Below are 12,415 nucleotides of genomic sequence, written 5' to 3'. Positions count from 1 at the left end.
ATGGTGAATAGCGAATAGTGAATAGTGAATAGTGAATGGAAGTAGTTCTTGCGTTCCGTCCGCTCCGGTGAATCGTCACCATTCACCATTCACCCGCGTCAGGCTACTCCGCCGCCGGCCTGGATGTTCTCGCCGGTCAGCCAGCGAGCCTCGTCGGAAGCCAGGAAAACCGCGACATCGGCGACGTCGCGCGGTGCTCCGATCCGGCCGAAGGGCGACATGCCGGCGGCCACGGCCCGGTCCCGCTCCGGAAGCAGGTCGGTGTCGGTGAAGCCTGGTGAAAGCGCATTCACGGTAACGGCACGCGGGCCGAGTTCGCGCGAGAGGACGCGGACGAACTGCTCGACGGCTCCCTTACTGCCGAGATAAAGCGCCGTCTGCGTGAAGAACATCCTGGTTCCACCGGTGGAGACGGCAATGATGCGGCCACCGTCGCGAACGCGGCGCGCCGCTTCCTGAAGCGTGAAGAAGGTGCCCTTGGCATTGGCGCCGAAGACGTGATCGAAGTCCGCTTCGGTGGCCTCGACGAGCGGCTTTATGACGGCGACACCGACATTGGCGACGACGATGTCAATCGGCCCCATCTGCCGTTCGGTTTCGTCGAACAACTTGCGAATGTGGAGGATGCTGGAGACGTCCGCTTGGATGGCGACGGCTTTTCCGCCATTCCCTTCAATGGCGGCAACGACTTCCCTGGCTGCCTTCTCGTTGCCGACATAGTTGACGACCACGGCAGCACCCTTGGCCGCGAACCCCTCCGCGATGGCGCGTCCGATGCCGCGCGAGCTACCGGTCACAAGTGCGGTTTTGCCTTCAAGTGGACGATGCATGGCTGTTCCTTCGGCTGACTACGGCCGCCTCGATCGAGCGGCGTTCCGGGGAAAAGCTAGGAGCATGCTATTGCTCAGAGAATAGCCTATTGTCTAACTGACTTGTTAAGCCTGGGGTACATAATGCGAGGAAGCGAGTTTTCCGAACTCACGGCATTTGCAACAATCATCGAAGAGGGCAGCTTTGTCCGCGCCGCAGCCAAGCTCAGGATTTCGCCCCCGGCACTCAGCCAGACGATACGCGGGCTGGAAGAGCGCCTCGGTGTCCGCCTGCTCAACCGCACCACGCGCAGCATGTCGCCGACCGCTGAGGGCGAGAAGCTGTTTGCCCGCATTGCACCTGCATTCGGCGAACTGGAAGGCGCCGTCGCGGACGCGCATGCATCACGCGGCCGGCCAGCAGGCTCGCTGCGCATCAATGTTCCGCGCATCGCCGCCACGCGTTTCATCGCGCCGATCCTCGGCGATTTCCGCCGCGCCTATCCCGATATCGCCCTCACAATCATTGTCGACGACATGCTCACCGACATCGTCGAGGGCCGCTTCGATGCTGGAATCAGACTGGGTGAGCGGCTGCACAAGGATATGGTGGCTGTGAAGCTCAGCGAGGAGCTCGAGATGGCTGCAGTGGCGGCGCCGAGCTATCTGCAGCATCACCCGATACCCCGTCACCCCGCGGACCTGCATCAGCACCAGTGCATCAATTTCCAGTGGCCGAGCGGCGGCAATCTCTACCGGTGGGAGTTCGCCCGAGGCCAACGTGCCCTGGAAGTGGCCGTCAGCGGTGGCCTGACGGTCAACGATACGGACCTGATGATCGGGGCGGTTCTGGATGGGGTCGGCGTGGCGTACATGCTGGAATACCAGGTCCGGCCGTGGATCGAAGCGGGAAAGCTCATCCGCTTTCTCGAAGCCTGGTCGCCGAGATTTCCGGGTTTTTATCTATATCACGCAAGTTCCCGGCAGGTTCCCGCGCCGCTGCGAGCCTTCATCGATTTCTTGCTTGCCAGGCGGTGATGTGAATAGTGAATAGTGAATAGTGAATAGTGAATAGTAGTAGCTCTGGTGTTCAGTGCGGCTCCGGTGCTATTCTTTTCACCATTCACCATTCACCATTCACCATTCACCATTCACCGCCCTCACAGCCTCGCCAGCAGCTCGAGCGTCGGCCAGCCGTCGACCGGCAGGCCCAGCCGCATCTGCTCCTTGCGGATCGCTTCGCGGGTGTTGGTGCCTAGAATGCCGTCGACGGTGCCGACGTCATAGCCTTTCGCCTCGAGCTTGGTCTGTAGCGCCTTCATCTGGTCGCCGTTGAGGCCGGGTTCGGGGTTGCGCGGATCGAATCGCGGCGCGCCCCCCAGCCGGGCGGCAAGATTTGCCGCGGTCAGGGCATAGGTGAAGGATTGGTTCCACTCGAGATAGACGTCGAAATTGTCGTAGGTGAGGAAGGCTGGCCCCTTGCGACCCATCGGCAGGGCCAGGCCGGCCTTGAGGCCGTTGTCGAGAAGCGGCGTGCCGTCGGGCCTGGTAACGCCCCACTGGGTCCATTGCGTCAACGGCAGCTTGTTGGTGCGCCCCGTCTGCTCCCACGGCAAATCGTCGGGAACACGGACTTCCTCGATCCAGGGCTGGTCGCGCTTCCAGCCACGCGACTGGATCTTGCTGGCCGTGCTCATGATCACGTCCGGCGCGCTGCCGCGCAGGTCGACCAGGCCATTGCCGTCGCCGTCGACGCCGTGACCGAGATAGTCGGAAGGCAACATCTGCGTCTGGCCGATCTCGCCGGCCCAGGCACCGGTCACGTCGGCCGGCACCACGCCGCGATCGATCAGCATCAGCAGCGGCACGATCTGCGGCCGGAACAACTGCGGGCGGCGGCAGTCATGCGAGAGGCTGACCAGTGCGTTCAGTGTGTGGAAATCGCCTTGCACGGCGCCAAAATCGGTTTCCAGGGCCCAGAAAGCGGCGATGACCGGCGCCTGCACGCCGAATTCGCGATCGGCGCGGGCAAAGATCTCGGCATACTTTTGCAGGTTGGCCGCACCTTGCTTCAGCCGATGCGACGAGATCATGCGGTTCGAGAATTCGATGAAGGTCTGGGTGAAGACGCCCTGGGCGCGGTCGCGTGCCAATGCCTTCTCATCGAGGGTGGCGTTTTCCAGCGCATCAAGGCCGGCAGCGCCGACGCCCGCCGCCCTGGCCTCCGCCGCCACGCCCTGCTTCCATGCCTCGAAATCGCCGCCGCATTGCTGTGCCGTGGCCGGCACGGCGGTCAGGAGCAGCGCCGCGAGAAATCCAAAGCGCGATCGCATCGCCATCCTTCCGAGAAGATTACCAGCGGTTGCGGGCATTCGTCATTGGCTGTGTCGAAAAGCAGGCGGCAGGCCTGGTGTCAACGGGTGTTCTGCCGCAACCACTTCTTCCACGCGGCTTCGGAGCCGTTGAAGACGTTGATGTCGGCGTTTCCGGCCATGCCCGGTACGACGCCCGTTCCGGTATACTGCCAGAATGTGAAGGGATGGCTGCCGTATTTCTGGCGCGGATGCCCGGCGACGGAGCGCAGCCAGTAGGGGTAGCCGGGGAAGCCCGATAAACCATTATCTTCGAAGAAGTCGACCGACGTATAGATGATCGGCTTCTTGCCGTAGTGTTTTTCGACGATTTCGAGGAATGTGCTCATCTCGCTGCGTACCGTGGCGGGATCGGGCCGCAGCTTGCAGGTCGGCGATTTCGGGTTCCATTCCATGTCGAGAACCGGCGGCATCGCCGAACTGTCTTTGGGCACGTTCTGGATGAACCAGCGCGCCTGGGTAGCGGCGGGCGTGCAAAAGTAGAAGAAATGATAGGCGGCGCGGGGGACGCCTGAGGCCTTGGTGCGGCTCCAATGCTCGTTGAAAGCTTCATCGAACCGGTCTCCGCCTTCGGTTGCCTTGATGAAGGCGAAAGAGATGCCGCTGGCCCTGGCCGCCGGCCAGTCGATCGAGGTCTGGTATTTGGAGACGTCGGTGCCGTGGACGGCATAGCTCCACGGTGCGCCGCTGTCCCATTCATGAGGGTCGGAATCGGCAAAACGCGGCGCGCGTACCGCAACCGTCGGGGCGCTGGATGACGACAGCGATGGCGTCAGATCCTCGATCGTCGAGCAGGCACCAAGCAGCATCAGCGTGATGAGGACCGCGAAACGGCGCATCGCTACTTCCCGAGCCGGTTTCAGCCGGCCGCTGATGGGTCTTTCCGCGGGTGGCCCCTCGACCGGGCGCGGCGTGTCTGAAACCGACTTACGCGACGCGCCTTGATCTTCGTTTCATGCGTTCCCAAACCGTTGCGCGGTTTTGGGACGCATGCATTCAAGCCCCGCCGGACGGTCACCCCACAGGATCGCCCGGTCTGTCCTAAGCGCGTCGCTTCGACGCGCTTAGATCTCTGTCTATGCATGTCCTTGTCCCAAAACCGCTGCGCACTTTTGGGCGACATGCACCTGTGATCGCCGATCATGGTTGATATTCGGTTGACGGCGCTCGACAAGAGCCGCGATTTTGCCGAAACAATGGCGGCAAATCGATGACGTAGATCGAGCGCGCCGGGGGAACTCAAAATGCAGATCCTTTTGAAGTTCGTCAAATGGCTGCTCGGCCTGGCTGTGCTGGCCGCCGCGGTACTCGCCGGCTGGCTGTATTTCGCCCCGCCGGCACTGATCCGCGTTGGTTCCGGCTATGCGGCCAAGATCGTCTGCTCGAACGTCTTCATTGCAGGGCGAGATGCCGACGACGTGCTTGCCGTCGATGTGCAGGCGCCGGGTCATCCATTGCTGAAGCTGATGAGAGTGTCGGTCGACAAGGAGGAGGGAACGGTTTCGGCGGGCCTGTTCGGCGCGCTCGGCAAGAGTGTCGCGGTTGCGCGCGACGGGCTCGGCTGCGCCTCGGTTCCCGACGGCGATATTGCCGCCGCCGAGGCTGTCGCGGGAGCTGCACCGACGCCGGCGCCGCTGCCCGATGCGATGTGGCCGGAAGGCGACGATGTCGGTGCCTCGCAGGATCCAGAGGTCGCGAAAGTCCTCGACGATCCTTCAATGACCGGCGCCGGGATGCGGGCGGTGGTGGTGGTCAAGAACGGCCGCATCGTCGCAGAGCGCTATGGCGACGGCTTTTCCGAAAAGACGCCGCTATTGGGCTGGTCGATGACCAAGACGGTGAATGCGGCGATCGTCGGCACGCTGGTGAAGGACGGCAAGCTGGCGATGACCAACCAGGGTCTGTTCGGTCCCTGGAAGGGAGATGGCCGCGCCATGATCAGCCTCGCCGACATGATGGCGATGTCGAGCGGGCTGGAATTCAACGAGGATTATGGCGACGTCGCCGATGTAACGCGGATGCTCTATCTCGAACCGGACATGGCGGGCTTTGCCGGATCCAAGCCGCTGACCGGCGAGGTCGGCAAGGTGTTTTCCTATTCGAGCGGCACGGCGGTGATGCTGTCCAGGCTGTGGCAGGACGCAATCGGCGACAAGGACAAGGCACTGGCCTGGCCGAGGACCGCGCTGTTCGATCCGCTCGGCATGCAGAGCGCTGTGCTTGAAGCCGACGAGCACGGCACCTTCGTCGGCTCGTCCTATCTCTATGCCACGTCACGCGACTGGGCGCGCTTCGGCCAGTTCCTGCTGCAGGGCGGCGTCTGGAACGGCAAAGCGATCCTGCCCGCCGGCTTCGTCGACTGGATGCGGGAACCGGCAACTGCCTCGAACGTCTACGGCAAGGGACAATTATGGATCGAAGGGCCGGGCGACGAGGAAAACCCCGGCGCCGGCATTGCCGTCGGCCTGCCCAAGGACACCTATTGGATGGAGGGGCATGACGGACAAACGGTCGCCATCATCCCCTCGGAGCAGCTGGTTGTGTTGCGGCTCGGGCTGACGCCGGCCAGGCTCGGCTACCGGCCGCAGGCGATGGTAGCGGCGCTGGTCAAGGTGCTGCATTAGGCTGTATCGATATTCAGGTGATGCCGGCCTGCAAACGGCGGTTTCCTGCGCTTCCGGTGCTCACGTACCCAAAAGTACGCTCCGCTCCGGTTCTCGGAACCCACCGTTTTCGACTCGGCCTGACCTGAATCTCAACACATCCTGGCTATCGACCGGGGCCGACCACAGCGAGCCAGGCATAGCCGCGATAAAGCGTTTGGAAACGGAAGCTTGCGCCAACTCTTGCAGATTCCGAATCCAGAACCGCGCGCAGCGATTGACGTGGCTCGACATGGAATTTTTTCAGCCAGCCGCGCAGCAGCGTGCGGAACCAGCCGGGCAGGGCTTCCTGCTGGCCAAAATCGACGACATGCAGCGAGCCGCCCGGAGAAAGGGCTGCAAGTGCCGCGGATACCGTCTTCTCCCAGCCGGGGATCATCGACAGCGAATATGAGACAAAGACGCGGTCGAAACTTTCGACGCCGAACAGCGCCTTTGCGTCGAAATCCGTGGCATCGCCGCGCGCCAGCGTGACGCGGCCGGAGAGGCCTTCGCGGGCAAGGGCGGCGGTGGCCGTCTCCAGCATCTCAGCCGAAATATCGAGGCCGAAGAAGCGGGCGCCGGGATAGCGGCGGGCGGCGAGGATGATGTTGCGGCCGGTGCCGCAGCCGAGCTCGAGCACGGTGCCGCCGGCCGGCACATCCAGTCCGGCGATAAGCCGGTCTCGGCCGAGCAGATAATATTTACGGGTCAGGTCGTAGATGTGGCGCTGCCAGCGATAGACGCCGTCCATCAACTCGGCATGGCTGGCCGGCAATTCGGTCGCGCTCATGCGCCGTGCTTCACGTAGAGATGGAAGCCGCCATAGATGGCCGAGCGATCGCGGGCCGAGTACTCGCGCGAGGCGTCGTTCTCGTAGCGCCACTGGTCGAGCAGCGAATTCGAGACGCGGCCGGGCAGCAGGCTGGGTTCCGCCGCGGTGCGGAAGATGACGCGGGCGCCGGTGGAGGCGGTTCGGGTGATCTCGGCCCACAACCCGTTGAGCTGGTCGTCGGTCATCCAGTCCTGTGCATCGAGCAGCACGAAGCGATCGACCGAACCGGCATCCTTGCCGGCAAGGAACTCGATCAGATTGGCGTGGTGGATGGCAACGCGATCGACATTGTTGCGGATCGTCTTGTAGTTGCGCTTTTCGAGATAGGCGGGCAGGGCGGCCTCGCCCGGATTAGGGTAGCGGCGGGCGAAAGCCTGCCAGGCGAAATAATTGGTCTTCAGCGGAAAATCGCAGGCGAGCTTTTCCAGTCGTGCCTTCAGCACGCTGGCCATGGTGCCGTCACCCGAGGTGATCAGCGAATCGTACTGGGCCGGCGGAATGCCGAGGCCGAACAGCGAAGCCTTTCGCGATGTCGCCCATTTTAGCAGCGGTTTTTCGAAGACCGGCGCCAGCTCTTCGTCGAAGAAGCGGCGCTGATCGGCGATGCTCTTGGCGTCCATGATGCCGGCCGGGTCGACACCGAAGAATTTTGCGGTGCGGTGGCCCATGGCGATGAACAGGCCGAGCAGGCCGGTCTGGTAGAAATTACGGTCGAAGACGGCGATGCGGCGACGGCCGCGCCAGTTGCGGCGCTCCCAATAATGGCGGCTGACCGGGTCGAGATGCGGTGCGATGAAGCGATCGTAGGCCTGCGAATTGTGCCCGGTCCCAGCCGCGCCGAAGAAACGGAACAGGTCGCCCTGCGACGGCAGGTGACGCACCGCTGCGAGCTTCATGCGGTTCAGCGCAATATGCGCGGCGTTGAGGTCGACGGCGTCGATCCTTTCCGGCGACCGGGTGAGATAGGCGAGGATGTTACAGCCGCCAGACGCGATGGTGACGATACGGTGGCCCGTCCCGAGCTGCATCGCGTCCATGTCGATTTCGGGGTCTTCCCAGATCTGCGGGTAGACAAGGCCGGAGAACAGGAAGGCAAACAAGCGCTCGGAGATGCCGGCTTTCGACAGCGGACGGTTCTGGTAGACGGCCTTGCCGACTTCCTTGCCGCGGCGAAAAACCAGTTCCCCAGAAATGTCCGTCATGGCAAGGCGATTCCCCGTTTGCTTTGCCGCAAGCGGGTAGCGCAGGGTCATGACAGGCCAGTGACAGCCGGAGGCATCGAGAATTCTACTCCGGTGGTCATCTGGTGCGGTTTTCTGCGCTTCCGACGCTCACGGACCCAAATGTCCGCTCCGCTTCGGTTCTCGAAAACCACCCCACCTGACTCGCGGGAGCGAATTCTGGATGCCTCCTCTAAGAGCGGCCAAATCCGCCTGGAGTGGGTGTCGTCACGATGACCGCCTCGCCGGCGTCGAGGATGGTCTGATCGCAGGCCTTCAGGATTTCGACGCGGCCATCCTTGCGGCGGACCCTGGTCGAACCGGCTTCGCCATCGCCGCCGCCGTCTAGGCCCTGCGGCGGGCGGTTGCGATGCGAGGACAGGATCGCGCATTCCATCTTTTCGAGGAAGCGGATGGTGCGCCTGGTGCCGTCGCCGGCATTCCATTTGCCTTTGCCGCCGGAGCCTTCGCGGATATGGAAATCCTCGAGCAATACCGGGAAACGCAGTTCCAGCACTTCCGGATCGGTCAGGCGCGAATTGGTCATATGGGTGTGGACGCCGGAGGTGCCGGCAAAGCCGCGGCCGTCGTTCATCCGGCCGGCCGGCGAGCCCGAGCAGATCGTCTCGTAATACTGGTACTGCTTGTTGCCGAAGGTGAGATTGTTCATCGTGCCTTGCGCATTGGCCAACGCCCCCATCGCCCCGAACAGCGCGTTGGTGACGTGCTGCGAGGTCTCGACATTGCCGGCCACGACTGCCGCGGGATAGGCGGGCTTCAGCATCGAGCCGTCCGGGATAACGATGTTGATGGGTCGCAGACATCCGGCGTTCATCGGGATGTTGTCTTCGACCATGACGCGGAACGCATAAAGCACCGCGGCTCGGGCGACTGGCTCCGGCGCATTGAAATTGTTCTTCATCACCGGCGACGTCCCGGTGAAGTCGACAGTCGCTTCGCGCTTCCGCCGGTCGACCGATATCTTCACCTTGATCATTTGGCCGGTGTCGGTCGGATATTCGTATTCGGAACTGTCGGGCAGCCGCTCCAGAACGCGGCGCACGCTTTCGGCGGCATTGTCCTGGACGTGACCCATATAGGCTTCGACCACGCCAAGGCCGAAATGCGCGACCATCTTGCGCAGCTCGGCGACGCCCTTTTCGTTCGCGGCGATCTGCGCCTTGAGGTCGGCGATGTTCTGGTGCGGATTGCGCGCCGGGTAGGGGTGGTCGGTGAGCAGCGTCTCCAGGTCCTTCTCGCGGAACCGGCCGCGATCGACGATGCGGAAATTGTCGAACAGCACGCCTTCCTCGTCGACGGTTGTGGCAAGCGGCGTCATCGAGCCGGGCGCCGTGCCGCCGATGTCGGCATGGTGGCCACGCGAGGCGACGTAGAAGAGGATCTCCTCCCCCCTCGAGGGGGAGGTGGCGGCGAAGCCCCCGGTGGGGGTCGTTGCGGCAGTGCTCGACGCACTTGTGGTGACTTCTGAGAGGACCCCACCCGGCCGCTTCGCGGCCACCCTCCCCTCAAGGGGGAGGGAAAACACCGGCGTCACCACGGTAATGTCAGGCAGATGGGTGCCGCCATTGTAAGGTGCGTTGAGGGCAAAGACATCGCCGGGATGGATGTCGCCGGAGTTGAGCCGGATGATGGTCTCCACGGAGCGGTCCATCGAGCCGAGATGCACTGGCATATGCGGCGCGTTGGCGACCAGCGCGCCGTTCCGATCGAAAACGGCACAGGAGAAATCGAGCCGCTCCTTGATGTTGACGGAATAGGCAGTGTTTTGCAGCGTTACGCCCATCTGTTCGGCGATCGACATGAACAGGTTGTTGAAGACCTCCAGCATCACCGGATCGGCTTCGGTGCCGAGTGCGGCGTGCCGGCGCTTCTTCTCGACGCGCCGCATCAATACGTGGTCCTTGGCGGTGATCTCGGCCTGCCAGCCCGGCTCGACGACAATGGTCTGGTTCGGCTCGATGATCAAAGCGGGGCCGGCGATCTTGTTACCGGGCTTCAGCGTTTCGCGAGGGAAGATGCCGGCGTCGCGCCAGACGCCGTCGACAAAGATTTTCCGGGTCCCGGAAGAACTTGCGGCCACGTCTTCAACAACTGAATCGCTTTCGTCGCGGCCGGTGCCGCCGGTGTCGGTACCTTCGACGCCGACCGATTCCACGATCATCGGCTTGTCGTCGTAGACGAAACCGAACTGCGCCTTGTGCGCCAGTTCGAAGTCCGCCTTGGCCTGCGCAATCGAGCCGTGCCCAAAGTTCACTGGCAGCGCGGTATCGGTGCCGTCGTAGCGGATCTGCAGCACCGGCTTCGAGGCGACCGCGTCTTCGCTGATGCCTTGCGCGGCGAGTTCGTCGATGACGGCTTTGCGCAGCGTTGCGATGAGTTCATCGATTGCTGGCTCGGAATCTTCCGCCAGCGGCTTCAGCAGCGCCTGCTGGCGTGACGCAAATACAGAGGACAGGCCGATGCCGTATGCCGAGAGCAGGCCGGAGAACGGATGGATCAGCACCGCCTCCATGCCGAGCGCATCGGCGACCAGGCAAGCGTGCTGGCCGCCAGCGCCGCCGAAACAGTTCAGGAGGTATTCGGTGACATCGTAGCCGCGCTGCACCGAAATCTTCTTGATGGCGTTGGCCATGTTTTCGACGGCGATGGTGATGAACCCTTCGGCGACGGTTTCCGGCGAGCGGCCGTCGCCGATCTCGGCGGCAAGGGCCGCGAACTTTTCGCGAACCGTCTGTACGTCGAGCGGTTCGTCCTGGCCCGGTCCAAAAATAGCCGGGAAGAACTCGGGCTGCAGCTTGCCCAGCATGACGTTGGCGTCGGTGACGGCCAGCGGACCGCCGCGCCGGTAGGCGGCCGGGCCGGGATTGGCGCCGGCCGAATCCGGCCCGGCGCGGAAGCGGCCGGCCTCATAATGCAGGATCGAGCCGCCGCCGGCGGCGACCGTGTGGATGCGCATCATCGGCGCGCGGATGCGTACGCCGGCGACCTCCGTGTCAAAGGCGCGCTCGTAGTCGCCATCATAGTGCGCGACATCGGTGGAGGTGCCGCCCATGTCGAAGCCGATGACCTTGCCGAAACCGGCGAGTTTTGCCGTCTCGACCATGCCGACGACGCCGCCGGCTGGGCCGGACAACAGCGCATCCTTGCCCTGGAACATGTCGGCGGCGGTGAGGCCGCCCGACGACATCATGAACATGAGGCGAGGGCTTTCCCTCCCCCTTGAGGGGAGGGTGGCGGCGAAGCCGCCGGGTGGGGTCGGCTCGACTGGGTTCGACACTCTGGCGGTGCCTTCTGAGATGACCCCCTCTGGCTGCTGCGCAGCCATCTCCCCCTCGAGGGGGGAGAGGGCACCCAGTTCCTCCGCCACCTTCTGCACATACCTTGCCAGGATCGGCGACAGATAGGCATCGACCACCGTGGTGTCGCCGCGGCCGACCAGCTTGATCAGCGGCGAGACCTCGTGACTGACCGAGACCTGCGAGAATCCGAGCTTTCGACAGACTTTGGCGACCGCCTTTTCGTGCTCGGGGTGTTTCCAGGCATGCATGAAGACGATTGCGACCGCATCGATACCGTCAGCCTTGGCCTGTTCGATGGCAGGACGCACGGCGGCGATGTCGAGCAGGCGCTCGACACTGCCGTCGGCGCGAACCCTTTCGTCGATTTCGACGACACGCTCATAGAGCTGTTCGGGAAGGATGATCTGCTTGGCAAAGATATCGGGCCTCGCCTGATAGGCAATCCTCAGCGCATCGCGGAACCCTTTGGTGATGAGCAGCAGCACGCGGTCGCCCTTGCGCTCGAGAAGCGCATTGGTGGCGACCGTGGTGCCCATTTTGACATCGCCGATCAGAGCGGAGGGGATTGGGGCGCCGGGCTGGACGCCGAGCAGTTCGCGAATGCCCTGGATGGCAGCATCGGCATAGGCTTCGGGATTTTCCGAAAGGAGTTTCCTGGGATGCAGCCCGCCTTCGGGGTCACGGCCGATGACGTCGGTGAAGGTACCGCCGCGGTCGATCCAGAAATCCCATTTTGCGGTCATTGCAGCGCCTCCGGGCATTTTCATTTATGCATCCTGTTAATGCTCGACGCTTTGTACGGCCAAGCGCTTGATGTTACACGCGGAAACGCAACGTTACGAAACTCATCATGGCCTGATGCATTGTGTCCTCGATCGTCGCCGGTAACGGTGGCGTGATTAGAGGAGAGATATCATGAAGAAACTCATTCTTGCGTCGGTGTCGGCGCTTGCGTTGCTTGGCCTTACCGCCTGCAGCAACAGCGGCACCGACAACACCACGACGCAGAGCACCAACCCGCCGGCATCCGACCAGACGATGAAGCCGGCTGCTCCTGACGCAAACAAGCCTGCCGAGCCGGCTCCGGCTCCGGCGCCTGCGCCGGCTGCCCCGGCGCAGTAGTCGCAGTAGTCAATGTGACAACCAAGAAAGGCCGGCCTCACACGCCGGCCTTTCCGCTGCTTACGATACCCGCGCATTGTGGCCGAGTGCGACGA

General features: G+C 63.2%; 9 protein-coding genes. 3 read left to right on the top strand and 6 right to left on the bottom strand.

What is annotated here, in order from left to right; all coding sequences use genetic code 11:
* Positions 1 to 98 precede the first annotated feature (98 nt).
* Positions 99 to 830, bottom strand: coding sequence for an SDR family oxidoreductase (locus NKI95_RS11665; RefSeq protein ID WP_352716845.1), 732 nt, complete (start codon positions 828 to 830; stop codon positions 99 to 101).
* A 123-nt stretch (positions 831 to 953) separates the two neighbouring features.
* On the opposite strand from NKI95_RS11665, the gene NKI95_RS11660 reads away from it, so the two are divergent.
* Positions 954 to 1,847: a LysR family transcriptional regulator gene (locus tag NKI95_RS11660; protein WP_352716843.1), complete on the top strand. Its 894-nt coding sequence runs from the start codon at positions 954 to 956 to the stop codon at positions 1,845 to 1,847.
* 122 nt (positions 1,848 to 1,969) lie between these two features.
* Here NKI95_RS11660 and NKI95_RS11655 read toward each other — a convergent pair whose 3' ends face one another.
* Complete coding sequence (locus tag NKI95_RS11655) at positions 1,970 to 3,142, bottom strand: lytic murein transglycosylase (protein WP_352716842.1); 1,173 nt, start codon at positions 3,140 to 3,142, stop codon at positions 1,970 to 1,972.
* A gap of 80 nt (positions 3,143 to 3,222) precedes the next feature.
* Positions 3,223 to 4,020 carry a glycoside hydrolase family 25 protein gene (locus NKI95_RS11650; RefSeq protein WP_352716840.1) on the bottom strand — a complete coding sequence of 266 codons (798 nt, stop codon included), beginning with the start codon at positions 4,018 to 4,020 and terminating at the stop codon, positions 3,223 to 3,225.
* Between the two features lie 405 nt (positions 4,021 to 4,425).
* Here NKI95_RS11650 and NKI95_RS11645 point away from each other — a divergent pair, with 405 nt between their 5' ends.
* Positions 4,426 to 5,805 (top strand): serine hydrolase domain-containing protein, encoded by a 1,380-nt coding sequence (locus tag NKI95_RS11645; protein WP_352716839.1) that lies wholly within the window; start codon positions 4,426 to 4,428, stop codon positions 5,803 to 5,805.
* Between the two features lie 145 nt (positions 5,806 to 5,950).
* Here the strand turns inward: NKI95_RS11645 and NKI95_RS11640 are convergent, their stop codons facing one another.
* The 3 genes from NKI95_RS11640 to NKI95_RS11630 all read right to left on the bottom strand — a co-directional run bounded on the left by NKI95_RS11640 (position 5,951) and on the right by NKI95_RS11630 (position 11,941).
* The gene (locus tag NKI95_RS11640; RefSeq protein WP_352716837.1) at positions 5,951 to 6,616 is read right to left on the bottom strand and encodes a class I SAM-dependent methyltransferase; all 666 of its coding nucleotides are present in this window, start codon (positions 6,614 to 6,616) and stop codon (positions 5,951 to 5,953) included.
* Positions 6,613 to 7,911 carry a BtaA family protein gene (locus NKI95_RS11635; RefSeq protein ID WP_352716835.1) on the bottom strand — a complete coding sequence of 433 codons (1,299 nt, stop codon included), beginning with the start codon at positions 7,909 to 7,911 and terminating at the stop codon, positions 6,613 to 6,615. Before NKI95_RS11635 ends, NKI95_RS11640 begins: the two co-directional genes overlap by 4 nt.
* 160 nt (positions 7,912 to 8,071) lie before the next feature.
* Positions 8,072 to 11,941, bottom strand: coding sequence for a hydantoinase B/oxoprolinase family protein (locus tag NKI95_RS11630; protein WP_352717102.1), 3,870 nt, complete (start codon positions 11,939 to 11,941; stop codon positions 8,072 to 8,074).
* Between the two features lie 172 nt (positions 11,942 to 12,113).
* Between NKI95_RS11630 and NKI95_RS11625 the strand changes: the two genes are divergently transcribed.
* Positions 12,114 to 12,320, top strand: coding sequence for a hypothetical protein (locus NKI95_RS11625; protein WP_352716834.1), 207 nt, complete (start codon positions 12,114 to 12,116; stop codon positions 12,318 to 12,320).
* Positions 12,321 to 12,415 lie beyond the last annotated feature (95 nt).

The sequence above is a fragment of the Mesorhizobium sp. M0306 genome (assembly GCF_040321655.1).
Classification (GTDB): Bacteria; Pseudomonadota; Alphaproteobacteria; order Rhizobiales; family Rhizobiaceae; genus Mesorhizobium.
Note: the sequence above shows the minus strand (reverse complement) of the source record. Positions and strands in the feature narration are given on the sequence as shown.

Excerpts from the sequence above, each read along its gene's own strand:
- NKI95_RS11635 (WP_352716835.1), bottom strand. The coding sequence starts at position 7,911 with ATGACCCTGCGCTACCCGCTTGCGGCAAAGCAAACGGGGAATCGCCTT.
- NKI95_RS11665 (WP_352716845.1), bottom strand. The coding sequence starts at position 830 with ATGCATCGTCCACTTGAAGGCAAAACCGCACTTGTGACCGGTAGCTCG.
- NKI95_RS11660 (WP_352716843.1), top strand. The coding sequence starts at position 954 with ATGCGAGGAAGCGAGTTTTCCGAACTCACGGCATTTGCAACAATCATC.
- NKI95_RS11650 (WP_352716840.1), bottom strand. The coding sequence starts at position 4,020 with ATGCGCCGTTTCGCGGTCCTCATCACGCTGATGCTGCTTGGTGCCTGC.
- NKI95_RS11655 (WP_352716842.1), bottom strand. The coding sequence starts at position 3,142 with ATGCGATCGCGCTTTGGATTTCTCGCGGCGCTGCTCCTGACCGCCGTG.
- NKI95_RS11625 (WP_352716834.1), top strand. The coding sequence starts at position 12,114 with ATGAAGAAACTCATTCTTGCGTCGGTGTCGGCGCTTGCGTTGCTTGGC.
- NKI95_RS11640 (WP_352716837.1), bottom strand. The coding sequence starts at position 6,616 with ATGAGCGCGACCGAATTGCCGGCCAGCCATGCCGAGTTGATGGACGGC.
- NKI95_RS11645 (WP_352716839.1), top strand. The coding sequence starts at position 4,426 with ATGCAGATCCTTTTGAAGTTCGTCAAATGGCTGCTCGGCCTGGCTGTG.
- NKI95_RS11630 (WP_352717102.1), bottom strand. The coding sequence starts at position 11,941 with ATGACCGCAAAATGGGATTTCTGGATCGACCGCGGCGGTACCTTCACC.